A 23372-nucleotide genomic window follows, 5' to 3' on the forward strand; every position below is an offset into this window, starting at 1 on the left:
CACGAACGCTTCGATCGCGCACGCGGATGCGCAACCCCTTGGGCCGTGCGCCGGCGCGACGGCAAGCGGGTGCGGTTGCGGTAGCCTCTCGGGGTGCGTGTTCCCGAGCCCCGAACCATGGCGCCGCGTGCGGCGGGTTGGCTGTTCGTCGCCGCGATCGCAGCGCTGTCACCGGCGTGCCAGCCCGACGCCGAGGGCGGGCGACCGCAGTCGGGCCTCGAGGGCGTGACGCTCGCGCGCGTCGACCCCGGGCTCGCGGTGCCGGGCAGCGTGCTGGTGGTCGCGGGCGATGGCTTCCTGGATGGCTCGGTCTCGCAGGCGTGGCTGCAGCTGACCGGCAGCTTCGCGGGCGGGCAGGCGAGCCTGCAGTTGCCCGCGACCTTCGTCGACTTCGACGAGCTGCACGTCGAGCTCACGCCCGACGTGCTCGCGCTGCTGCCGTCGCCGACCGGCAGCTTCGTCGGCAACGCGCAGGTCGTGATCGACTACCTGCCGACCTCCGAGCGCGTGGCCTCGACCCCGCTGGCGGTCGAGCTCGAGTTCGCGGCCACGCTCGCGCCCCACCTCGCCGACGTGCAGCAGGGCGGGGCCATCTACGTCAACGACGCGATTCCGGTCGAGGGCGAGGGCTTCTTGTTGGGTGGCGGCGAGGGCCACACGATGGCGGTCGTCGAGGGCTGCTTCCAGGCGATGGACGCCGCCGACTGCACGCAGGTGGGGCCGATCGAGATCCCGGTCGAGCCCACCGATCCCCTCGATCGGACCCGTGGCAGCTTCCCGTTCTCGCCGCGCATCGTGGGGCTGTCGTCCGGCACGTTCAGCGGCCTGGTGTACCTGCGCAACGCCCACCAAAGCGGCGAGGTCATCGACGGCGACGCCGACGCCGAGGTCGAGTACGAGCTCATCCCGACCGAGATCACCGCCGCCGGCACCAGCTCGGGATCGGGCGCCAGCCTCGGGCAGTACATCGACATCGACGGCGGTGGCTTCGTCGGCGGTGAGGAGGGCCTCACCACCGTGGTGCTCTCGGGCACCTTCACCCCCGATGGCGCACCCGAGGGCGCACCGGTCGAGCTCGAGCTGGTGCCCGAGTTCGTCGACGGTCGACGCGTGCGCTACGTGATCAACGAGGACGACGGACTCGGCACCGCGATCGACGTGCGCGTCGACGCCGGCAGCTTCGACGGCACGATCGCACCGCGGGTCGCGTTCGAGAGCGAGGAGGTGCTCGGGGTCCCGACGCCGTTCGCGTTCGCGATCCTGCCGGTCCGCCAGGTGGTGTGGGTGCGGTTCCTGCCGTCGTATGTCGAGAGCCTGCGGCTGTTCGGCCTGCGCGCGCTCGACTCGATGATCCGCGAGCGCATCCTCGCGGTGCTGCGGCGGGACTACGAGAGCATCAACATCGAGTTCCGCGAGGAGGAGCCGACCGACTTCGCGCTGTTTGCCACGCTCGACATCGCCGGCCCCGACCCCAACGGCCTGGGCCTGCTCGGCTACGACAACACCAACGGCAAGGACACCAACAACGAGCGGCTGTTCGACCACATCGGGGGCGTCAACGCGCTCACCCAGGAGGACGGCTTCCCCGGCTTCGGCGGCGTGTTCATCGAGTCGTTGTTCGCGTTCTCGACCCACCCCGCGGTGGGCAAGAAGCAGGACGTCGCGGACCCGCTGTTCGACCGCGTCTTCGATCCGTTCCGTCCCGACACCGGCACGCCGTTCTCCTCGGCCGACCTCTCGATGGGCGCGGTGCCGGTGCTGGCCAATGGCGGCGGCTGCCCCACCGACGAGCGGCTTTACCAGGCCGCGTGCGCCGTGTGGGTGATGGGCTCGATGATCGGCACCACCGTCAGCCACGAGAACGGCCACTCGCTGGGGCTCGCCGATCCGCTCGGTACCCGCTTCCACAACCTCGGCGACGCGCCCAATCGTCTGATGGATGCCGGAGGCGCCCGCACGCTGCGCGAGCGCGCCGAACTCGAGGGCGAGGGGCCTGCGGTGTTCTGCGTCGACGAGTACGAGTACCTGCGCGAGATCCTGCCGACCTCGGATCCCGAGACCAGCATCGAGCGCCCGTACTGCTAGCGCCGGCCTCGGTCGCCGCGCCTTCGGGTGTATCCTCGGCGACCGATGACGATCCTGCGTCCGGCCCTGGTCGCTGCGGCTTGCCTGACCGCCTGCGGCGGTGCGTCCACCCCGGTCGGCGACAAGCCGGCCTCGCAGCGCACCTACGACACCGACGACGCCGAGGCGCCCGCGCGCGCGCCCGAGGTGCCGCCGGCGGCCTCGCTGAGCGACGCGGTGGGCTCGCTGTCGCCCCGTCGCGCGCAGATTGCCGACACCGCCGCGGCCATCGTCGCGAAGATCCGCGAGCTCGAGACCTCGCGGGACGTGACCTGCTGGACCAGCTTCCGCCAGCTCGACAACTTCATCGCCTCGAAGAGCTACAGCAACTTCGCGACGCTGACGAAGATCGCCGCCGCCAAGGCCCTGGCCCACGGCGTGTGGGTGGCGGCCTCGCAACGCGCCGGCGGGGCCGCGGTCACGCTCGCCGACGTGCAGGCGGTCTCGAAGGTCGACGCCGCGCTGCCGGCCGCCAAGAAGGACGGCCTCGCCCAGCTGCCGGCCGACCTCGAGGCGCAGCACTTCAAGGACTACCGCACGACCTCGGAGCACTGGCGCGTGCTGCTGTCGATCGCCCAGGACGAGCTGTTGCTCGCCGACCCGCGCGTCAAGCCGCTGGCGCCCGATGCCGCCGACGAGCTCGCGGTGGTCGCGACCAAGCTGTCGCTGGCGCTGCTCACCGAGTCCGGCGAGATCGCGACCGAGGCCCGAACGCCCTACATCGAGGCCGACCACGTCAAGCGTGCCTTCACGAACCTCGTCGCGAAGTTCGAGATCCCCGCGGTGCCGCCGGTGACCATCGAGGCCGCGCAGCTCGAGGCCGCCAAGCCGGCGCTGCTGGTGCTCACGCGGCAGCTGATCGACGCCAAGATCGAGGCGCTGCAGCGCTTCAACAAGGCCAGCGGCGGGCTTGCGGGCGAGCTCAACAAGATCAGCAAGATCCCGGTGAGCGAGCCGGGCGCGGCGCGGCTGCGCGAGAAGCTGGGCCACTTCGCGGACTTCATGGCCCGCGGCTACGAGCCCATGCGCGCCGACAACTACCTCGCCGACGGCAACTTCGCAGACAAGCCCCAGGACGGGCTGGCGTACATCGATCCGACCTACGTCGAGAACGCGACCATGCAGCTGTTCCCGTACGTGATGATGCCCAACGGCGACGTGAAGCTGCGCTTCGAGCGTCGCCCCGGCACCATCATCACGGCCGATGTCGAGCCCGCCGACGTGGTGCTGCTCGATCATCAAATGAACGCGGTGCGCGACACCGCGATCCACTGGTTGGTGCTGCAGGACCTGTGGGCGCAGCAGCCGTTCGCGATGGACCCGTTCGCCGGCGAGTACCTCTCGGAGCTGACCTCGATCGTCGGCACGTTCTGGATGCGCCGCGCGCAGACCATGGCGCGGGCAGGGGAGCTGCCCGAGCTCGGGCCCGAGCTGTTCGAGAAGGTGCAGGACAACCGCTGGGCGATGGTGCTGCCGGTCGAAGAGGAGCAGCGCGATGCGTGGACGCCGGCGCGGCAGCGGGCCAAGGAGGTCGCGCTGGCACCCTACGGTGCCGCGCTGTTCGCCGACGTGAGCGCGGCGTGGGGCCTGCCCGGGGCGGTCGCGGTGACCGTGGAGGGCGCGGCCCATGCCGGTGGCGCGGTGCCGGATGTCGGTGCGCACTCTGGCAAGCAGGTGCCTGCGCAGGGCAAGGACGTGGGTGCGCATTCTGGGCAGCAGGTGCCGGCGCAGGGCAAGGACGTGGGCGCGCACTCGGGCACGCAGGTGCCGGCGCAGGGCAAGGACGTGGGTGCACATTCTGGGCAGCAGGTGCCTGCGCAGGGCAAGGACGTGGGTGCGCACTCGGGCGCCGACGGGGCCGCCCACGCCGGCGAGAGCGGCTTCGACATCCAGAAGGTGATGGGCTCGGGCATCGCGGTCGGCGACGTCGACGGCGACGGCGACTCCGATCTGTTCCTGGCCGGCATCGGCTTCGGTCGCCTGCTGCTCAACGACATCGGCGCCGGCAACCGACGCTTCATCGATGCGACTGCGGCGTGGGGCATCACCGCCGACATGGTCGACAGCCACCACGCGATGTTCTTCGATCACGACGGCGACGGCGATCTCGATCTGCTGGTGGTGCGCGGCCGCAACCCCTCGCTGCTGTACGACAACCAAGGCGGCAAGTTAGTCGATGTCGCGGCCACCCGCGGGCTCGCGACCGGCCCCGGCGCGCACGTGGCCTCGGCGTTCGACTACGACCGCGACGGCGATCTCGATCTCTACGTGGGCTACTACGGCAGCGCGGCGTGCAATCGCGGCGCCTGCGAGGGCCGCAACCTGCCGTCGGTCGACGGCCGCAACGGCAGCCCCAACCAGCTGTTCCGCCTCGACGGCGAGCGCTACACCGAGGTCGCCGCCGAGGCCGGGGTGGCCGACGAGGGCTGGACGCTGGCCTCGGGCACCTTCGACTACGACGGTGACGGCGACGTCGACCTCTACCTCGCCAACGACTTCGGTGCCAACCCGCTGTTCCGCAACGACGGCAACGGTCGCTTCACCGACGTCGCGCTCGAGCTCGGCGCTGCCGATCGCGGCAGCGGCATGAACGTCAGCTTCAGCGATCTCGATCGCAACGGTAGCTTCGACGTGTTCGTGGCCAACATCGACATGTTCAGCAAGACCATCAAGGTCGTGTTCCCGCAGGACCAGTCGGTGGTGAACCTGACCGACGGCATCCTGCGCTCGTTCCAGTATCTCTCCGGCAACAAGCTCTACCTCAACCTCGTCGGCGACGACGGCGTGCGGCGCTTCGAGGCCCAGGAGGGCAAGTGGTTCGAGCCCGGCGATCGCGGCTGGGGCTGGGCGAGCGTGTTCTTCGACTACGAGAACGACGGCGACGAGGACATCTACCTCGCCAACGGCTGGATCCCCGGCTCACCGGCCGCCGATCAGCGCAATCAGATGTTCGTGTTCGACGATCACACCTTCTACCTCACGCCCACCGCGGCTCCCGAGGCATTCGAGGGCAACAGCCGCTGCGCCGTCTCGCTCGACGTCGATCGCGACGGCGACCTCGATCTGGTGGTCAACAACTTCGCCCAGCCGCCGCGACTGCTGGAGAACATCCAGCGCGGCAAGCATGCTGCGCTGCGGCTCGAGCTCCGTGGTGCCGATCGCAACACGCGGGCGGTGGGCGCGGTCGTCGAGGTGCGCAGCGGCAAGACCGTGCAGCGGCGGCAGATCACCGCGGGCCTGGGCTACCTGGGCCAGGACGACGAGGTCGTGCACGTGGGCCTCGGTCGCGCGCGCACGGCCGATGTCACCGTGCACTGGCCCGACGGCACGCAGAGCTCGCATCCGCGCCTCGCCACCGGGGCTGTGCACACGATCAGCCAGGCGAGATGATCCCGCCTCCGCGGGACAGTGGAATCCCTCACGTCCATTCGATCGCGAAAATTCCGCAGGAAGTGCGAGGATTTGATGCGTTTCAGGGGGCCAGGCTACGTAGTCGGCGCAGGTCGCCATGAACCGTGTAGGTCGGGGTATCACTTACCGCGGAGCCCATCGGAGTCCCATGCATTTCAAGCGCTTCTCGATCGCCCTCGTCACCGCCACCCCGATGCTCGCGTTCGCCAGCTGTGCCGAGGAGGGCGACGCCGACGACAACAACATCGTCTGCGCCGGCGCGAAGTGCGACGCCCCCACCGACCCGGCACAGTTCGCGTGCAAGAAGGTCGTCGATGAGTCGCAGCGTGGGCGCGCGAACGTGCTGGCCGAGCTGCAGGACCCGATCTCGGTGTTCGTGCTGCGCGGCGGCAACGGCTGCCCCACCAGCTACAAGGAGGCGGTCGCGAAGCTGCGTGAGAACGACAAGGCCGGCTGCGAGAGCGGCGCCGCCGCGGGCATGTCGACGCGCTTCGTCACCGAGACCGGCCAGCTCTCCGCCGGCTCGCTGCTGCAGAACTTCCGCCTGGTCAACAGCCGTCGCTGCAACAGCCGCAACGAGTGGGAGCTGCTGATCTCGCTGTTCGGCGTGCCGGCTTCCGGCAAGCTGCCGGCCTCGGCCGAGCTCATCGCGTTCGATCCCGAGGCGAAGGAGTTCAACTACTACGAGATCGCTGGCGGCCAGTGGCACTTCTTCGGCAGCTCGTCGGACTTCGTGGCCGGCAAGGGCGGCCGCTGCAAGGGCTGCCACACCGGCGGCGGGCTCGTGATGAAGGAGCTCGATACGCCGTGGATGCACTGGACCGGGCACTTCCAGACCCCCGGTACCAACAAGGTCATCGACGCCAACAAGGACGACCTCGGCTCCGAGAGCTCGGGCGCCAACATGGAGAGCCTGGTCAACTCGGGCAACCGCGAGTGGACCAAGACCCGCGTCACCAACGCGCTCAACCCCGCCAAGGGCACCGTCGCCGACCTGCTGCGCCCGCTGTTCTGCACCGTCGAGGTCAACATCGACAACGCGGTCGACTTCGACACCTCGTCGATGTCGAGCCTGCCGGCCGATTTCTTCCTCGACCCGCAGCTCAAGTCGTTCGGCTCGATCGGCATGAAGGACGACGTCTACACGGCTGCCCGCACCGCCGCCGGCAACACCGTGCCGGGCCTGAACCAGGCCGACACGATCTTCAAGTTCCCGTTCGTCGAGCGCAGCAAGGCCGACAACATGTACATCGACGAGCTGAAGTCGCGCGGCGTGGTCGACGACGACTTCGTGCGCGACGTGCTGATGGTCGACTTCACCCGTCCGGTGTTCTCGGATGCCCGCTGCGCGCTGTTGGAGTTCGCGCCGACCTTCGAGCAGCTGACCTCGCCCCCGACCGGTGGCACCACCGACGGTGACCCGACCGCGGGCACCACCACCGAGGATCCGACCGCCGGCACCAGCGGCGAGGATCCGACCGCCGGCACCACCGGCGACGCGACCGGCGGCGGCGTCATGGCGGGCAACTGCTGCACCGCCGACGAGAGCCGCAAGGGCTGCGAGAACGACGAGATCAGCATGTGCGTGTGCAATGCCGACGCGTTCTGCTGCGACAACAGCTGGGACGCGACCTGCGTCGAGGAGGCCACCTCGATGTGCATGGCCGCCTGCGGTGCCGGCGTGGTCGATGGCGGCGAGCTCGAGCTCGCTGCCGCACCCGACGTGACCGCGGCCGACGTCGCCGTCGCCGACCTGCGCGCAGCGTTCATCGCCAACCTGCAGGCCGCCAACCCGGCCGCCGGCACCGCCGCCGCCGACCTGCTCACGAGCCTGCAGGCCGCCGACGACAAGGCCGCGCACACCGCCCGCGTCGACGCCTTCCTCAAGGCCTGCGAGGACCGCGACGAGCGCGAGCTGATGGACGACGCGTTCAAGATCCGCCAGTGGCAGCACGACATCGCGTTCACCCTGCCGATCTTCGAGTTCGAGCAGACGCTGCCGACCACCAACCTCAGCGTGAGCCCCTCGGCGCACTTCGACACCAGCTGCAAGGTCGCCGAGTGAGCACCGCCTTCGCCAACCGAGACCAGGGAAAACCAACCATGAAGTCGATGCTCATCCCCTCCGTGCTGTTCGGTTCGATCGCGTTGCTGGCCGCCTGCGGCGGCAGCGACGGTGCCGGCGACGACGCCTCGGGCTGCCCCGCAGGCAAGTGCGACACCCCCACCGGCGAGGCCTCGATGACCTGCCTGCAGCGCATGGCCGAGGTCATCAACTCGAGCAACCGCGGCTTCACGCCCGACCACATCCGCTGGGCATGCGCCGACGTGCAGGGCGTGACCGCCAACGGCTCGACCAACGACGACCGCGGCCAGGAGTACTGCGAGTACTTCGCGCTGGTGCAGCCGCCCGGCGGTGAGACCGTGGATCTCGGCCGTCCGCTCGATGGCCAGGGCAAGGTCACCAAGCTCGCGGTCTGTGCCCCCGGCGAGTCCGGCGGTGAGTGCCGCACGACGTTGACCGACGACCAGCAGGCCAGCCTCGAGGACAACCCCAGCGCGGTGGTCGGCAAGTGCATGTTCACCTCGTGGCACGCCGACGTCAGCAAGCCGGTGCCGGTGTGCCCGGGTGACAAGTGCGGCGCCGATGGGGCGGTGTTGGGCTTCCCCTTCACCCGCGCCAACTTCGGCATGAAGGTCGGCTTCAACTCGAACTCGGCCGCCATCGACCTCATCGAGAAGTGCTTCCCGCTGGCCGCCGACAAGCGCGTCAGCGTGAACTGGTCGAACCCCGACGACCCGGGCCAGAACCCGTATTACCGCGGCTGCATGGGCACCAACAAGCTGTTCGGCACCGAGTGGCGGCGCAGCGATCCGACCATCTGCGCGGGCATCAACCGCATGGCCGAGTGCGGCTGCTCGGCGCCCGGCGTCACCAACGGCACCCAGCTCGCCCACGCCGTGCTGCCGCCGGTCAGCTCGCCCGACGTGCATCGCGGCTTCCGGCTCGGCACGTGGGACAACGACCGCGGGCTGCCCAACGGCTGCAAGTACTCGAACACCGGCGAGACCGGCTTCCTGGTCGAGTGCGACATCACGGCCTCCGACCTGCTCGCGAACATGAACGACCCCAAGGAGTTCTGCCGCGCGACCTACGGCCAGAACGTGGTCGTGCACGTCGACGTGCCCCGTGCCGCGATCACGTGCAACCCGCCCGCGGGCAAGGAGACCGCCGACAACAGCTGCGGCAAGCTGCCGTGGAACATCGGTGACGAGAACGCCGAGGTCGATGGCGATCCCACCGCGGGTGCCACCACCGGCGAGGATCCGACCACCGGCGGCGACACCACCGGTGGCGACACCACCGGCGCCGATCCGACCACCGGCGCGGATCCGACCGCCGGCGGCGACCCGGGCAACTGCTGCAGCGCCCACGAGGGCCTGGGCTGCACCAACGCCGACATCTCGACCTGCGTCTGCGCCAAGGACGACTTCTGCTGCTCGAGCGGCTGGGACGAGACCTGCGTGGGCGAGGTCGCCGAGTTCGGCTGCGGCAGCTGCGGCTGACGCCGCGGGGGCCCGGCGCCCGCAATCGACCGCGGTCACGCCCGACCGTGGTGCTTTGAACCGGCCCGCCCCTTGGCGGGCCGGCGTGATCCGTAGAAGCTAGGCGAGACGGTGGTGGGGATGAGCAAGCGACGATCGATCCGAGGGGCCCTCACCGGCGTGGCGTCGCTGTGGTTGCTCGGATGCGCCGGCGAGCCCGACGGCGGGGGTGACAGCGCCGCCTGCGTCGGGGCCAAGTGCGACGCCGTCGACGACGGCAGCAGCGGCGACGCCAGCACCAGCGGCGACGACGACAGCGGCGCGGTGCCCAGCGAGGTCGACCAGATGTGCTGGGACCGCGAGGCCGAGGCCACCAACCCCAACCGGCGCTCGTTCACCGTCGATGCGCTGCGGTGGTCCTGCAGCGACGTCGACAGCACCGCGGCGGCCGACCGCGGCCAGGAGTACTGCGAGTACTTCGCGATCGCCACGCTGCCGCCGACGCCCAGTCACCCCGAGGTCGCGCCACAGGTGCTGGGGCGGCTGCTCGGGCCCGACGGTGTCGACGGCCTCACGCCGATCCCGCTGGCGCTCGACGGCGAGCAGATCGCCGCGCTCGAGGGCTCGCCCGACTCGGTGGTCGCGGCCTGCGTGTTCAGCTCGTGGGACGCCGACCTCGAGGCGCCGTGCGGAGATGCCTGCGAGGTCGAGCCCATCCTCGGCGTGCCGTTCGACACCGAGACCTTTCGCATGAAGTTCGACCCCAACACGCAGGAGGCGGCGGTCAACCTCGTCACCGACTGCAGCGAGTTCTTGCCGACCGCGGGCGACCCGAACGATCCCGAAGACCCGTACCACGACCCGTTCTTCCGCGCTTGTCACCTCAACGCCGAGATCAACGAGACGCAGTACCGCAAGTCCGACAACGTCATCTGCACCGCGAGCGTGCGCATGGCCGAGTGCGGCTGCCACACCGCCGACGGCAGCGCGCTGGGCGAGCACCTCGCGCCCGCGGACGAGCTCGGCTTCAAGCTCGGCACGTGGTCGGGCATCGACGCGTTGCCGCCGGGCTGTCGCTGGCACGACGTCGTCGACGGCTCGCACACCCTGGTGGTCTGCGACCTCACGGCGGCAGAGGTGCTGCAGAACGCCGACGAACTCAAGGGCTACTGCCGCACGCGCTACGCCGACGACGTGGTCGTGCACGTCGAGGTGCCCGCCGACGCGGTCGTCTGCGAGCCGCCCGTCGGTGAGGCCTACGCCGACGACTGTCCGACGTACCCATGGGTGCTGCAGCCGTGATGCTGCCCCGGCAGGCGCTGCGGCCGGCCGGGCACGCCTTGGTCGTGCTCACCGTGCTCGGCAGCGCCTGCGACAGCGCGCCGCGCGAACCCGGCTGCGGCGACACTGCTTGCGATCTGCCCCGTGACCGCGCCGATCTGCTGCAACGCCTGGCGGGCTTCGGTGATCCGGTCGCGTCGTGGCTGCGCGGCGCCGCCGACCCGCGCGGCAACGTCGATGGCGATCACGAGGCCTGGCTCGCGGGCCTGCGCGCGCAGCTGGGCTGCTCGGCGGGCGACGAGCACAGCTTCGTGGTGCTGTCGAACCAGGCCTTCGCGCCCAAGGCGATCGTCGCGCAGTGCACCAGCGATCCAGTCGCGGCCAGCCGCCTCTTCGCGGTCTTCGAGCCCGACGGCGCCAACGGTGATCTCGATCCGCAGCGCTTCCGGCTGGCCGCGTGGGATCCCGATCACGCGCAGTACCGCCGCTACCAGGTGGCGCCGCGGGACGGGGCGTTGACGGTGGCGGTCGAGCCCGAGTTCTGCGGCAGCTGCCACGGTGGTCCGTTCGAGATCGAGGCGTGGACGCCGATCATGAACGAGATGACCAACCCGTGGGCGCAGTGGAACGCCGAGCCCGGCTTCGAGTCGTTCGCGTTCGCGACGTCGTTCCCCGCCGACGCCGGCGGCCCCGTGTACGACGGACTCACGCAGGCGGGGCGGCTCGACTCGGCCGCCAACCTCGAGCCGATCGTGCGCGCGGCCATCGATCGCACCACCGCCGCGAGGGTCCAGCGGCGCGGCGATGCGCCGAGCCTCGACGCCGCGGCGGCGCTGGTGCGACCGGTGTTCTGCGACGAGAACGCCAACTACGTCTCGGAGGTGCACGATACCGGCGAGCTGCGCCAGAGCGCGGTGCTCGACCCCGGCCTCGTGCGGGCACTCGCGCAGGTCGAGCCGGAGAACGGCTGGAGCTTCCCGCTCGACGACACGCTGGTACTGCCGCCGCCGGCCGCCGGCGAGGCGCTCGTGATGATCGCGGTCCGCGGCGAGACCACGCTGCAGATGGAACAGGCGCTGCGCAGCCGCGGCGTGCTGGCGGCGATCGACGTGCTGCGCGTGCGCGCGCTCGACTGGCAGCACCCCTTCGACTCGGAGCTGCGCTGCGGGCTGTGGCACGAAGCCCTCGCACGGGCGCACGCTGGCGGGCTCGATCCCGCGGACTACGCCGACGCTGCCGGGCTGGCGCGCGCGCTCTTCGACGACGCGCTCGTGGTCGGCGGCGGTGCGTCGCTGGCCGACGCCGGCACCCGCGTGGTCGCGCTGGCCGACGCCGGTGATGCCGCGGCGGTCGCCGAGCTGCGCGCGGGCCGGCTCGACGCGCTCGCGCAGACCCCAGCGGCGCTGGGCGACGCCATCGAGGCGTGGCTTGCGAGCGTCGCGACCCCAGCCGGTCGCGACGCACTCGCGACCGAGCGCGTGCGTCGAGGTTGCAGCGCCCGCCGACGATTCCCCATTGCCCCGCTCATCCCGGGCACCCAAGCCTGTCCTTGACGACCGATCGGAGCCCCTGACGATGCCACGCCTGCGATTTCCCCACGCCCGCCTGTCCTGCGCGCTGACGACCCTGGTCGCGGTCGCGCCCGTCGCCTGCGAGGACAAGGACGCCGCCGGCTCCGATGTCATGTGCGGCGAGGCCAAGTGCGACGACCTCGGCGAGCTGGGCCAGGCCCTGGCCGGCTTCAACGACCCGATCGCGGTGTGGCTGCGCGCCAACCTCGACAAGAACGGTGAGATCGGCGTCGCCTACGTCGACATGCTCGAGGCGATCGCCAAGCAGCAGGGCTGCGACCGCGCCTCGATCGACTCGTATGTCATCTCCGACGCGCTGGTGGTCGACGGCAAGGAGCCGTTCCCGCGGGTGGTGAACACGGTGTGCTCCGCGGACCGCACCAAGGCCGACCTGGCCTTCTTCGCGCTGTCGTTCGCCGACGACGCCGGCGTCGACCTCGAGACCCGCGAGCTCGAGATGTTCGCGTGGGACTCGGTGTCGTTCCAGTATCGCTTCTACGCCGGTCACCCGGCCGACGCGGCCGACAAGATCACGCTCGAGCTCGACCCCAGTCGCTGCCACGAGTGCCACGAGCAGCCCAGCCACATCGCCGGCGCGAAGATGCCGATGACGCCGATCATGAACGAGCTGTCGGCGCCGTGGCAGCACTGGCACGCCGAGCCGGTCAGCTTCGATCACTCGGTGCCGGCTGCGACCGAGAAGGCGCCGATGTACTCGCTGCTGGCGGGCGAGGGCTCGAGCTTCCGCAAGTCGGCGGCGCGGCTCGAGCAGACCATCCGCTCGGCGTTCCAGCAGCGGGTCGCGACCGCGCGGCTGCGGACCCGTCGCAACCCCGCCAACGTCGACGAGGCGATGGCGCTGCTGCGGCCGCTCTTCTGTGACGAGCACCTCACGTACGCCACCGAGGACGGCGCCAGCGGTCTGCTCAACGGCGCGGTCGTGGCCGACGAGGGGCTCGCCTCGGTGTACTTCCAGATCAAGGGCACCGGCTGGCCGTGGGAGTGGTGGAACGACAAGATGCTGCGGCTGTCGCCGCCGGGCTCGCCCGACCGCATCACCATGATGCCGATCCGCGGCGCGACCGTGGTCGCCTACGAGAAGCAGATGCTCTCGACCCGCGCGCTCACGACCGATCAGGTCATCCGCGTGCGCGCGCTCGACTGGGCCCACCCGACGTTGTCGGAGTTCCGCTGCGGCCTGTTCACCAACGCGTTGCCGCGCATCCAGGCCGACCCGCCGACGCTGGCCGCGGGCGCCAAGAACCTCGATCTGTTCGTGCCGCTGCTCGATCGCATCCTGACGCTGCAGAAGGGCGATTTCGGCATCGGCGGCAGCGGCACGCCGTCGGCGATCTCGCTGGCCTCGCCGACCGCCGGCAAGTTCATCGCGATCGCCGACGCCGACGAGGCCACGCTGCAGGCGCTGGTCGACGCCGTGGTCGCGCAGCAGCTCGGCAACGCCACCTGCGCGGCGGACGGCGCCGGCTTCTGCCTCACCGAGACCGACGGCTTCGGCGGCATGGTCGAGAAGCGCTTCAAGGACACCGAGGCGGCCCCGCGCACCGCGCTGACCAGCGCGCGCAATCGGTTGGCGTGCGAGGCCAAGGAGAACTACCCCAACGCGCCCCACATCGCCGATCTCGACTGCAGCGCGGTCACGGATCCGACCGCGGGGGACGACAGCACCGGGGACGACAGCACCGGTGGCGACAGCACGGGGGGTGATACCACCGGTGGCGATACCACCGGCGGCGACGTGGGCGATTGCTGCAGCGCGCACGACGGCCCCGGCTGCACCGACGCCGGCATCGAGGCCTGCGTGTGCGAGATCGACGACCTGTGCTGCACCAACGCGTGGGACGACGTGTGTGTCGGCGAAGTGGTCTCGGCCGGCTGCGCCGCGGCCTGCTGACGCGGCGGACGCTTGGCGAGCCCCCGGCGATTTCGTGTATCGTCGGGGGGCCGTTTTCTTCTTACCCGTGGGGGGCAAGGCCGTGACTGACTTTTCGCTGCGCGCTTCGTTGACGACCTCGTTGCTGCTGCTGCTGGCCGCCTGCCCCAAGGGCGCCGAGGGCACGGGCAGCGCCTCGCTCGGCACCATCGGCGACTCGTCCGGCAACGACTCCCTGACCGGACCCGACTCGGCCGACACCACCGCCGGCGAGAACGGCATCTGCCTGCTGCACAACTGCGAGAGCGACTTCGACTGCGAGGGCTGCACCGAGGGTCGCAACAGCTGCTACGGCCCCGACAAGCGCTGCGTCGCGTGCAACCCCGACACCGGCGACGGCTGTGCCGATGGCGAGGAGTGCACAGAGTTCGGCTACTGCGTGCCTGCGGGCGCGCAGTGTCCCGCCGACGTCGGCACGCAGTGCAACGATGATCCCGACTGTGCGCCCTGCGATCCCGACCACCAGGTCTGCAGCGCGGGCGCGTGCGTCGAGTGCCGCGGCGACATGGCCGAGGCCTGCAACGGTGCCGAGACCTGCGTCGACGAGGTCTGCGTGCCCAAGTGCCCCGAGGAGTGCTCGGTCGACGCCGACTGTGCACTGTGCGGCGAGGGCACCATGGCGCCGGCGATGGCGTGCCACAACCACCGCTGCGCCGAGTGCTCCGACACGCATCCGTGCCCCGAGGGCGAGTCGTGCACGCCCGAGGGCCGCTGCGCCGCGATCTGCGGGCTACCGGGCATGGTCGTGGGCGTCTGCGATGCGGATGCCCACTGCACCGGCTGCGACGGTGACAACGACAGCTGCAACACGCCCATCAACGGCGGCCACGGCACGTGTGGTCCGAGCGCGAGCGGCTGCTCCGACCTCGGCAACGGTGTGGTGGTGCTGCCCGAGCCGTTCGATCAGGTCACCAACCTGTGCTCGAACGACGGCGACTGCTCCAACATCTCGATCGACTACAACGTCGGCAAGCTGCTGCGCGACCTCACCGGTCTCGAGGCGATCGGCGACGCCGTCATCCAGTACTCGATGCACGCCTGCGCGTCGGTCACCGTCGGCACCGGCGGCGGCAGCATCAGCTGCGGCGTGTGCGTCCCCTGCAAGGAAGACGACGACTGCACGGACATCGACGTCGACGACGTCGCCGGTGACGCCTTCGGTCCGCTCGGGGCCATCGGTGCCGCACTGCTGCTCGATCAGCTGTTCGGTGCCGACGACCACCTCATCCACATGTTCTGTCAGCCGGTGGCGGGCGACTACGGCGTGTGCGTGCCCTGTCCGACGTTGCTCAACGACTGCACCGGCGGTGGCGGTGGCGGTGGCGGTGGCAGCTGCGACCACGACGTCTGCACCGCTGGCGGCCCACTGACGCCCGAGTGCGGCAGCTGTGCGGCGACCATCTGCAACCTCGACGACTTCTGCTGCAGCAACTCGTGGGACGACGTCTGCGTCGGTCACGTCGAGGAGAACTGCGCGGGCGGCTGCGGCGGTGGTGGTGGCGGCAACTGCCACGACCAGTGCGAAGCCGGTGCGGCGATGAACGCCAGCTGCAGCGCGTGCGTGTCGTCGATCTGCGCGGCCGATCCGTTCTGCTGCCAGACCTCGTGGGACGACACCTGCGTCAGCGAGGTCGACACGTTCTGCGACGGCCAGTGCGCGGGCACCGGCTGCTCCCACTCCGAGTGCGAGCAGGGCGGTCCGCTCGCGGACGGTTGCTCGAGCTGCGTCACCGACGTCTGCGACGCGGACCCGTTCTGCTGCAACACCGATTGGGATGCCACCTGCGCCGGCGAGGCCGACAGCATCTGCGGGCTGTGTGCCGGCGGTGGCTGTGCCCACGACGAGTGCCAGGTCGGCGGCCCGCTCGACGAGGCCTGCTCCGGCTGCGCCGGGGCGGTGTGCGGCGAGGACAGCTTCTGCTGCACCAACCAGTGGGACTCGATGTGCGTCAGCGAGGCCGAGGCCAGCGCCTCGTGCCCCTGCTGAGCACGGCGCTCGAGCTCAGATCGACCCGGCGAACACCAGGCTCGCCGGGCCGGTCATCCACACCCGGCGGTCGGGCCCGACGCGGATGACCAGGGTCCCACCGGGCAGGTCGACCTCGACGTCGGTCTGCACCGGCAGGCGCCCCTCGTCGACCGCCGCCGCGATCGTCGCGCAGGCCCCGGTCCCGCAGGCGTCGGTGATGCCGCAGCCGCGCTCCCAGACCCACAGCCGCACGCGCCCGTCGGCGGCGACGTGGGCGAACTCGACGTTGGTGCCCTCGGGGAAGGCGGCGTCGCGCTCGAGTCCCGGTCCGAGCGCGCGCGCGAGCTGCTCGGGGGCCCCGGGGTCGTCGGTGAAGGCGACCGCGTGGGGGTTGCCCATCGAGACCCGCGCAAAGCTGCGGCCCTCGCCGCGCGCCGGGGTCACGTGGCCCAGTGCCCGGGCGATGCCCATGTCGACCACGACCGCGGCCCGGGGTCCGCGACCGAGCACGGTGCAGGGGCGGGGGCCGGCGTCGGTGTCCACCACGAAGGCATCGGGGGCCCCGGCCTCGCGTAGCCACAACGCGACGCAGCGCAGGCCGTTGCCGCACATCTGCGGCCGCGAGCCGTCGGCGTTCACGACGATCATGCGCGCGTGGGCGCCCTCGCTCGTGGCGGGGGCGACCACCAGCAGGCCGTCACCACCGACGCCGCGTCGTCGGTCACACAGGGCAGGGGCGCGGTGCTGCAGCCCTGCGAGCAGCTGCGCGAGCGCTGGCTCGCCGTGGCGGCGGGCGTCGAGCACGAGGAAGTCGTTGCCGAGCCCCTCGACCTTCACGAACGAAAGCGGCGCGTCGGCGGCGATGGGCGGGGACGACGACAACGGCGGACCGCCACTTCAGCCGCCGGTGGCGGCGGGCTCGAGGTCCGCGTCGGCGGGCTGCTCGGGCGCGGCATCCCCGTCGTCGGTCGGGGCCGGCGCAGCGGCCTTGCCCGGTGCGGGCGCGCTGGGACGTGCGCCGGCGGGCGGCAGCGGCCGCGGGTTCGGGCCCACGAACTCGTAGTTCACCTCGCTGTCGTCCTCGGGCAGGGCGTTCTCGGCCGCGAGCTTCTCGCTCTCGTCCTTCAGGCGATCGGAGCCCGAGTGGGCGCTGGCGTAGGCGAGGTAGACCGCGCACACCATGAAGCCGATCGCGAGGCCTTGGGTCAACTTCGCGAGGAAGTCGGCGCCACCGGAGCCGCCGAACACGGTCTGGCTGGCGCCACCACCGAGTGCGGTACCGAGGCCGCCGCCGCGGCCCGCCTGCAACAGCACCACGAGGATGAGCACCACCGTGATGAGGACGTAGATGATCTGGACGAACAGGGTCATGGCGGATGGGGGAGCCTCAGGGAACGTGCGCGGTGGCGCGGGCAATCGCGAGCAGGGAGGGGGCCTGAAGGGAGGCCCCACCGACGAGGAAGCCGTCGATGTCGCCCGCGGCCACCAAGGCCCCGGCGTTGTCGGGCTTGACGCTACCACCGTACAGCACCGATCTGTCGCGGCCGGCGTCGGCGAAGCGCTCGCCCAGCCACGCGCGGATGCAGCGGTGCATCGCGGCGGCCTGCTCGGGGGTCGCCGTGCGGCCGGTGCCGATCGCCCACACCGGCTCGTAGGCGAGCACGAGCCGCGCGCCGACCAGCTCAGGCGAAAGATCATCAAGTGCAGCAGAAAGCTGCGAGATGACGACGGATTCGTGGCTCCCGGCGTCGCGTGATTCGAGTCGCTCGCCGACGCACAGCACTGCGTGCAGCCCGGCCTCGAGGCACGCGCGCAGCTTGGCGGCGACCAGCGCGTCGGTGTCACCGAAGAGCGCGCGGCGCTCCGAGTGTCCGACGATCGATCCGGCACAGCCGGCGGCGGCGATCATCGCCGGGCCGACCTCACCGGTGAACGCGCCCTCGTCCTGGGCCGCGACGTCCTGGGCGAACAGCCACAGGTCGGTCGCGGGGCGGCACGCGGGGCGGGTGGCGGCGATCGACAGGTAGGCGGGCGCGACCCCGACCCGCACGTCGGCCGCGGCCCCCACCAGGCCCTCGGCCAGCGTGCGGGCACACGCGGCCGCCGCCTCGGGGAGATGGTTCTGCTTCCAGTTGCCCAGCACCCAGCGTTGTCGCGGCATCACACACCCTCCGGCTTCAGGGCGGCGACGCCCGGCAGCAGCTTGCCCTCGATGAACTCGAGCGACGCGCCACCGCCGGTCGACACGTGGCCGATGCGGTCGGCGACGCCCGCCTGCTGGATCGCCGCCACGCTGTCGCCCCCGCCGACGACCGTGAAGCCGCGGCACTCGGCGAGCGCACGGGCCACCGTCAGCGTGCCCTCGGCGAAGGCCGGGTTCTCGAACAGGCCCATGGGCCCGTTCCACAGCACCATCTTGGCCGACGCGATCACCTTGGCGATCGCGTCGGCGGAGTCCGGCCCGATGTCGAGGGCCATCTCGCCCTCGCCCAGTCCGCCGGCGGCGGGCATGCGGCGCGCGAGCTTGGCATCGACGCCGCCGCCGATGCGCAGGTCGGTCGGCAGCAGCACCCGGATGTCCCGCGCCGCGGCCTTCTCGAGCACCATGCGGCAGTCGCTGTAGCGATCGCGTTCCATCAGGCTCGCGCCGAGGTTGGCCCCGCCGGCGCCGAGGAAGGTGTTGGCCATCGCGCCGCCGACCACCAGCGTGTCGCCGGCGGCGAGGCGCTCGACCAGCGAGATCAGCACGCCGAGCTTGTCGGAGACCTTCGCGCCGCCGACGATGGCGACGAAGGGGCGCTCGGGCGCGTCGAGCAGCCGCGAGAGCGCCTTGCACTCCGCCAGCAGCAGGTCCCCCGCCGCATGTGCCCGCACCAGCCCGGGCACACCCACGACCGAGGCGTGGGCGCGGTGCGACGCCCCGAAGGCATCGTTGACGTAGGCATCGCACAGCTGCGCCAGCGCCTGCGAGAATTTGGGATCGTTCTTGGTCTCGCCGGGGTGGAAGCGGAGGTTCTGCAGCAGCACCAGCTGGCCCGGCCGCAGATCGGCGACCAGCTTGGTGGCCGCGTCGCCCACGACCTCGTCGGTCGGCACGCGCACCTCGGTCGACAGCAGCTCGGCAAGGCGGCCAGCGACGGGCTCCATCGCGTACTTGGCCTCGTAGCCGCCTTTGGGGCGACCGAGGTGCGAGGCCAGCACCAGCTTCGCGCCGCGCTCGATCAGGCTGCGCAACGTGGGCAGCGACGCGACGATGCGGGTGTCGTCGCGGACCGTGCCGCCCTCGCCGAGGGGCACGTTGAAGTCGACGCGAACGAACACGCGCCGGTTGTCGACGTCGAGCTCGTGATGGCTGGGGACCGCGGGGGACGCCATGGCGGCGCGATCAGTAGCCCAAGCCTGCGCACCACGTCCACGTGGCGGCTCACACGGGCGCGCGGCCGGCTAGCGCGTCTCGATCACTGGTCGGGGCCGGTGGCCACGAGGTCGTCGCGCACGAGCTGGATCAGCTCGCTCGAGAGGGTGATGATCTGCTCGGGCGAGTAACCCTGGTGGCGCATCTGTCGGAAGAGCGAGCGCGCGAGGATCCCCACCGCACGGCGATCGTGGGTGGCGTCGGTGCGGGCGTCGGAGCTGGTCGTGGGAAGGTCCATGATGGTGATGCCCTGCCTTGCGCGGCGGGAACGCAACCTCCGTGCCGCGACCGGGCGCCGCGTCGTGCGCCCACAGGAAAATCCGCGTGATTCCGGCCGTCTCCACAGGCCTTTCGAAGGCGACGTCGAGCCCTCGATGCGCACGGACGTGCGCGGCGCGGGTGTGCACCTGGCTGCGCGAAAGCGACGGCCGGCTGCGCACCCCAGACCATCCGGCCGCGGGTTCCCGGGTGCTCGCCCGCGTCGGTTTCCGAGCCCCGGCGGCCATTTGGGTTAGACTCCGCGCGGCCTGGCCGTGCAAGACCGCACGTGGTTCGGGCGGAGGCGGACAGCCCTTGAGGACCCTCGCCCTGGTCGCCATCTGCGTACTGACGAGCTCCAGCGGTTGCCGGGGTTGGCAGGGTGATCGATACCTGCGCCACCGCGCGCCGGCCTCGCGGGCTCGCAAGGAGGCGACGTATGCCTTCGGCCTCCCGGGTGGCGGCTGGCAGCCGATCGCCGACCGCGGCGACCTCCAGGTCGCGTGGCTCGAGCCGGGCCTGGGTGCGGTGATCGAGCTCCATGCCCAGTGCGCGGACCAGGGCGACAGCTCGCTGGAGCAGTACACCGATCATCTGCGGATGGACTGGACCAAGTGGACCGTGGTCTCCCAGGTCGAGCTGAAGCTCGAGCGCAGGGCCGCACTGCGGACCGTGGTCGACGCCGAGCTCGACGGGGTCCCACGCCGCAACGACTTCGTGGTCGTGAAGAAGGACGGCTGCCTGTTCGACCTGCGCTACTCGGCGCCCCCCGACGGCTACGCCAAGGGCCACGCCGCGTTCGATCGCGTCGTCGGTGGCTTTCGCTTCCCGCTGGTGGGCGCATGAAGGCGATCGGCCGCCTGGGCCAGATCGTCTTGTCGGGCCTCGACTGGCTCGGCGGGCTGACCCAGATGGCCTTCACGATCCTGCGCGCGGGTCCGCGGCGGCCGTGGGGCATCGACGACATCGCCGCGCAGATGGTCCACCAGGGCGTGCGCTCGTTGCCGATCGCCACCTTCATGTCGCTGTTCATCGGCATGATCCTGGCCTGGCAGTTCGGCTACGCGCTCAAGGACTTCGGCGCCACCATGGCGCTGGGCGACGCGAGCTCGCTGGCGCTGGTGCGCGAGCTGGTGCCGACCCTGGTCGCGCTGACCGTGGGCGCCAAGATGGCGGCCGGCATGACCGCCGAGCTGGGCTCGATGAAGGTCACCGAGCAAATCGATGCGGTCGCGGCCCTGGGCGCGGACCCCATCAAGAAGCTCGCGTGGCCGCGGGTGGTCGCGGCGACCTTCTCGCAGCCGCTCTTGGTGGTGTGGGGCAACCTGCTGGCGCTGCTCGGCGGCATGTTGATCGGCGAGTGGATCTTCGGCGTGCCGGCCGGCTACTTCTACGAGACCTACGTCGACGAGCTCGCGCCGCTCGACTACATCTCGAGCCTGGTCAAGGCCACCACCTTCGGCATGCTGGTGGGGCTGATCGGCTGCTACCAGGGCTTCAACACCAAGTTCGGCACCGAGGCCGTCGGCGCCGCGACGACCGAGACCGTGGTCGCGATCTCGATCTGCATCATCATCGCCGACTTCTACCTCACCATGGTGTTCTCGTAGGGCCGGTGACGCGGATGGCCACGCAGGACGTGACCGTGCGGGCCGCCGCGCCGGTCGTCGAGTTCGAGGACGTCAGCAAGGCGTTCGGCGCCCTGCACGTCTACGAGCACATGTCGCTGCAGGTCTTCGCGGGCGAGACCCTCAGCATCATCGGCGGCAGCGGCAAGGGCAAGAGCGTGTGCCTCAAGATGATGATCGGTCTGCTGCAGGCCGATGCCGGCAAGGTGCGGGTGCTCGGCCAGGACGTCGACGCGCTCGACGCCGAAGGCCTGCGCAAGATCCGGCGCAGGGTCGCCTACGTCTTCCAAGGCGGGGCACTGTTCGACTCGATGTCCGTGCTCGAGAACATCGGCTATGCGCTCCGGGAGCACACCCAGCTCGGCGACGGCCAGATTCGCGAGCGGGCGCGCGAGTGCCTCGAGATGGTGGCGCTGGGCGCCGATCTGCTCGACGCCATGCCCGCGACCCTCTCGGGCGGTGAGCGCAAGCGTGTCGCACTCGCACGCTCGATCGCGATCGAGCCCGAGGTTATCCTCTACGACGAGCCGACCACCGGGCTCGACCCCGTGAACATCACCAACATCGGCAAGATGATCATGAAGCTTCAACGCGAGCTGCGGGTGACCTCGGTGGTCGTGACCCACGACATGCCGACCGCGCGCAAGGTCTCCGATCGCGTGGCCATGCTGTTCGAGCGCCGGTTCCCCTTCACCGGCACCGTCGAGCAGATGTGGCACAGCGCCGAGGCCGAGGTCCGCGACTTCATCCACGGCACGCTGCGGCGGGGCCACGGACGCGACGGCCGCACGCAGGAGCAGCCCAGTGGCGCGTAAGAACGAGGCCCGCACGCGACTGGTGGTCGGCGGCTTCGTCGTCGCGCTGGGCGTGATGCTGTTCGCGTCGCTGTTCATCATCGGACAGGTCGAGGGCACCTGGGAGTCCAAGACCACCATCCACACCGACTTCCGCACGATCACGGGTCTGCGCCGGGGCTCGCCCGTGCAGCTCGCCGGCGTCGAGATCGGCAAGGTCGAGTCGATCGACTTCGTGAACCGCCGCTACCTGTGCGACCCGCTGACCGAGGACGTCGGCCGCCACGGGGCGGGGCGCACCGACAACTGCGACGAGTTCCTCTTCTGCGCGCCGTCGGGCGAGTGCGGCGACCTCGAGCCCTACGCGGCCAAGGGCATGCACCCGCCGTGTCTGTCGAGCGAAGACTGCGCCGACGACGAGGTCTGCGTGACCTCCGAGTTCAAGCGCCGCGCACGGCGGACGGAGTGGAACGGCCCGGTCGGCGTCTGCGCCCGCTTCAACACCGAGCATCGCCGGGTGCAGGTGACGATGAAGGTCTTCGAGGACAAGCTCGAGCTCATCCGCAGCGACAGCCGCGCCACCGTCGCCAGCAACGGCGTGCTGGGAGACCAGCTCATCAACATCACGCCGGGCATGCGCGACCCCCTGGGTGAGGAGCGCCGCATCCAGTCGACACCGTCGTTGCTCGAGGACATCGAGCTCTTCCGCGGTCGCATCGAGGGCCTCACCGACAAGGTCGACACCAGCCTCTCGGGCATCTCGGCGTTGTTCTCGGAGCTCAACGACGAGCGCACCATCGGCTCGGTCAAGACCACGCTCGAGAACCTGAGTGCCATCACCGGCCAGGTTGCGCGCGGCGAGGGCCTGGTCGGCGCGTTGTTCAACGACCCGGCGTTCAAGGAGGACGTCGGCGTGACGCTGCGCAAGGTCCGGGACACCGCCGCGGGCCTCGATGCCTTCGTCGACCGCGCCAACTCGACGCTGCGCAAGCTCGACGACAACGTCCAGCCGCTGGTCGACGATGGCCGCAAGGTCGCGACCAGCATCCGCAAGCTGCTCGAGGACCTCGAGGACCCGAAGAACAAGAGCCTGGTGGCGAAGCTGCTGCGCGACCCCGACGGCCAGATGGTCGCCGACCTCGAGAAGATCCTCGGCGACGTGGAGCGCGTGACCGGCAAGGTCGCGTCGATCACCGCCAAGGTCGAGAAGGGCGAGGGCACGCTGGGCAAGCTCATCAGCGACAGCAAGGTCCACGACGACCTGGTGAAGATCCTCGGCAACATCGAGCGCAACGAAACCCTCAAGTCGCTCGTGCGCGCGGGTATCAAGGCCGACGACGCGGCGCGCGAGTCGGCCCCGCCGGCGCCGGCGCCCTAGCGTCGCGCTCTCGCTCTCGCTCTCGCTTCCAGGGGAGGCGAGGGGC

Annotated in this window: 17 protein-coding genes; 12 read left to right on the forward strand and 5 right to left on the reverse strand. The window is 70.7% G+C overall.

The window, feature by feature from the left end; genetic code table 11:
• Positions 1–117 precede the first annotated feature (117 nt).
• The 8 genes from IPH07_04370 (at position 118) to IPH07_04405 (ending at position 15871) form a co-directional block, all read left to right on the forward strand.
• The gene (locus IPH07_04370; protein MBK6916618.1) at positions 118–2085 is read left to right on the forward strand and encodes a hypothetical protein; all 1968 of its coding nucleotides are present in this window, start codon (positions 118–120) and stop codon (positions 2083–2085) included.
• 45 nt (positions 2086–2130) lie between these two features.
• The gene (locus IPH07_04375) at positions 2131–5514 is read left to right on the forward strand and encodes a CRTAC1 family protein (GenBank protein ID MBK6916619.1); all 3384 of its coding nucleotides are present in this window, start codon (positions 2131–2133) and stop codon (positions 5512–5514) included.
• A 169-nt stretch (positions 5515–5683) separates the two neighbouring features.
• Positions 5684–7600 carry a hypothetical protein gene (locus tag IPH07_04380; GenBank protein MBK6916620.1) on the forward strand — a complete coding sequence of 639 codons (1917 nt, stop codon included), beginning with the start codon at positions 5684–5686 and terminating at the stop codon, positions 7598–7600.
• 38 nt (positions 7601–7638) lie between these two features.
• Positions 7639–9102, forward strand: coding sequence for a hypothetical protein (locus IPH07_04385; protein MBK6916621.1), 1464 nt, complete (start codon positions 7639–7641; stop codon positions 9100–9102).
• A gap of 120 nt (positions 9103–9222) precedes the next feature.
• Positions 9223–10383: a hypothetical protein gene (locus tag IPH07_04390; protein MBK6916622.1), complete on the forward strand. Its 1161-nt coding sequence runs from the start codon at positions 9223–9225 to the stop codon at positions 10381–10383.
• Positions 10365–11915 carry a hypothetical protein gene (locus IPH07_04395; GenBank protein ID MBK6916623.1) on the forward strand — a complete coding sequence of 517 codons (1551 nt, stop codon included), beginning with the start codon at positions 10365–10367 and terminating at the stop codon, positions 11913–11915. Before IPH07_04390 ends, IPH07_04395 begins: the two co-directional genes overlap by 19 nt.
• A gap of 22 nt (positions 11916–11937) precedes the next feature.
• Positions 11938–13845, forward strand: coding sequence for a hypothetical protein (locus IPH07_04400; GenBank protein ID MBK6916624.1), 1908 nt, complete (start codon positions 11938–11940; stop codon positions 13843–13845).
• Positions 13846–13927: 82 nt separating this feature from the next.
• Entirely contained in the window at positions 13928–15871 is a 1944-nt protein-coding gene (locus tag IPH07_04405; GenBank protein ID MBK6916625.1) for a hypothetical protein, read from the forward strand.
• Positions 15872–15886: 15 nt separating this feature from the next.
• On the opposite strand, the gene dapF is transcribed toward IPH07_04405, so the two are convergent.
• From dapF to IPH07_04430, 5 genes are all read right to left on the reverse strand, one after another.
• A complete protein-coding gene (gene dapF, locus IPH07_04410) occupies positions 15887–16717 on the reverse strand; it encodes a diaminopimelate epimerase (protein MBK6916626.1) in 831 nt (276 codons plus the stop codon).
• A 33-nt stretch (positions 16718–16750) separates the two neighbouring features.
• Positions 16751–17224 (reverse strand): preprotein translocase subunit SecG, encoded by a 474-nt coding sequence (gene secG, locus IPH07_04415; GenBank protein ID MBK6916627.1) that lies wholly within the window; start codon positions 17222–17224, stop codon positions 16751–16753.
• 16 nt (positions 17225–17240) lie between these two features.
• Complete coding sequence (locus IPH07_04420) at positions 17241–18014, reverse strand: triose-phosphate isomerase (protein ID MBK6916628.1); 774 nt, start codon at positions 18012–18014, stop codon at positions 17241–17243.
• A complete protein-coding gene (locus IPH07_04425; protein MBK6916629.1) occupies positions 18014–19228 on the reverse strand; it encodes a phosphoglycerate kinase in 1215 nt (404 codons plus the stop codon). Before IPH07_04425 ends, IPH07_04420 begins: the two co-directional genes overlap by 1 nt.
• An 83-nt stretch (positions 19229–19311) precedes the next feature.
• Positions 19312–19506 carry a hypothetical protein gene (locus IPH07_04430; protein ID MBK6916630.1) on the reverse strand — a complete coding sequence of 65 codons (195 nt, stop codon included), beginning with the start codon at positions 19504–19506 and terminating at the stop codon, positions 19312–19314.
• Positions 19507–19841: 335 nt separating this feature from the next.
• Here IPH07_04430 and IPH07_04435 point away from each other — a divergent pair, with 335 nt between their 5' ends.
• The 4 genes from IPH07_04435 to IPH07_04450 are packed head-to-tail and all read left to right on the forward strand — an operon-like array spanning position 19842 to position 23326.
• On the forward strand, positions 19842–20372 hold the full coding sequence (locus tag IPH07_04435) for a hypothetical protein (protein ID MBK6916631.1): 531 nt from the start codon (positions 19842–19844) through the stop codon (positions 20370–20372).
• Positions 20369–21136: an ABC transporter permease gene (locus IPH07_04440; protein ID MBK6916632.1), complete on the forward strand. Its 768-nt coding sequence runs from the start codon at positions 20369–20371 to the stop codon at positions 21134–21136. The genes IPH07_04435 and IPH07_04440 overlap by 4 nt, the downstream gene beginning before the upstream one ends.
• Positions 21137–21150: 14 nt before the next feature.
• On the forward strand, positions 21151–21969 hold the full coding sequence (locus IPH07_04445; protein ID MBK6916633.1) for an ATP-binding cassette domain-containing protein: 819 nt from the start codon (positions 21151–21153) through the stop codon (positions 21967–21969).
• On the forward strand, positions 21959–23326 hold the full coding sequence (locus IPH07_04450; GenBank protein MBK6916634.1) for an MCE family protein: 1368 nt from the start codon (positions 21959–21961) through the stop codon (positions 23324–23326). Before IPH07_04445 ends, IPH07_04450 begins: the two co-directional genes overlap by 11 nt.
• The last annotated feature ends 46 nt before the right edge of the window (positions 23327–23372 follow it).

This window comes from Deltaproteobacteria bacterium (assembly GCA_016709225.1).
GTDB classification, from domain to species: Bacteria; Myxococcota_A; Polyangia; order Nannocystales; family Nannocystaceae; genus Xiheibacterium; species Xiheibacterium phototrophicum.

Excerpts from the sequence above, each read along its gene's own strand:
- IPH07_04425 (MBK6916629.1), bottom strand. The coding sequence starts at position 19,228 with ATGGCGTCCCCCGCGGTCCCCAGCCATCACGAGCTCGACGTCGACAAC.
- IPH07_04385 (MBK6916621.1), top strand. The coding sequence starts at position 7,639 with ATGAAGTCGATGCTCATCCCCTCCGTGCTGTTCGGTTCGATCGCGTTG.
- IPH07_04390 (MBK6916622.1), top strand. The coding sequence starts at position 9,223 with ATGAGCAAGCGACGATCGATCCGAGGGGCCCTCACCGGCGTGGCGTCG.
- IPH07_04420 (MBK6916628.1), bottom strand. The coding sequence starts at position 18,014 with ATGCCGCGACAACGCTGGGTGCTGGGCAACTGGAAGCAGAACCATCTC.
- IPH07_04375 (MBK6916619.1), top strand. The coding sequence starts at position 2,131 with ATGACGATCCTGCGTCCGGCCCTGGTCGCTGCGGCTTGCCTGACCGCC.
- secG (MBK6916627.1), bottom strand. The coding sequence starts at position 17,224 with ATGACCCTGTTCGTCCAGATCATCTACGTCCTCATCACGGTGGTGCTC.
- IPH07_04395 (MBK6916623.1), top strand. The coding sequence starts at position 10,365 with ATGGGTGCTGCAGCCGTGATGCTGCCCCGGCAGGCGCTGCGGCCGGCC.
- IPH07_04445 (MBK6916633.1), top strand. The coding sequence starts at position 21,151 with ATGGCCACGCAGGACGTGACCGTGCGGGCCGCCGCGCCGGTCGTCGAG.
- IPH07_04430 (MBK6916630.1), bottom strand. The coding sequence starts at position 19,506 with ATGGACCTTCCCACGACCAGCTCCGACGCCCGCACCGACGCCACCCAC.
- IPH07_04440 (MBK6916632.1), top strand. The coding sequence starts at position 20,369 with ATGAAGGCGATCGGCCGCCTGGGCCAGATCGTCTTGTCGGGCCTCGAC.
- IPH07_04370 (MBK6916618.1), top strand. The coding sequence starts at position 118 with ATGGCGCCGCGTGCGGCGGGTTGGCTGTTCGTCGCCGCGATCGCAGCG.
- IPH07_04380 (MBK6916620.1), top strand. The coding sequence starts at position 5,684 with ATGCATTTCAAGCGCTTCTCGATCGCCCTCGTCACCGCCACCCCGATG.
- IPH07_04400 (MBK6916624.1), top strand. The coding sequence starts at position 11,938 with ATGCCACGCCTGCGATTTCCCCACGCCCGCCTGTCCTGCGCGCTGACG.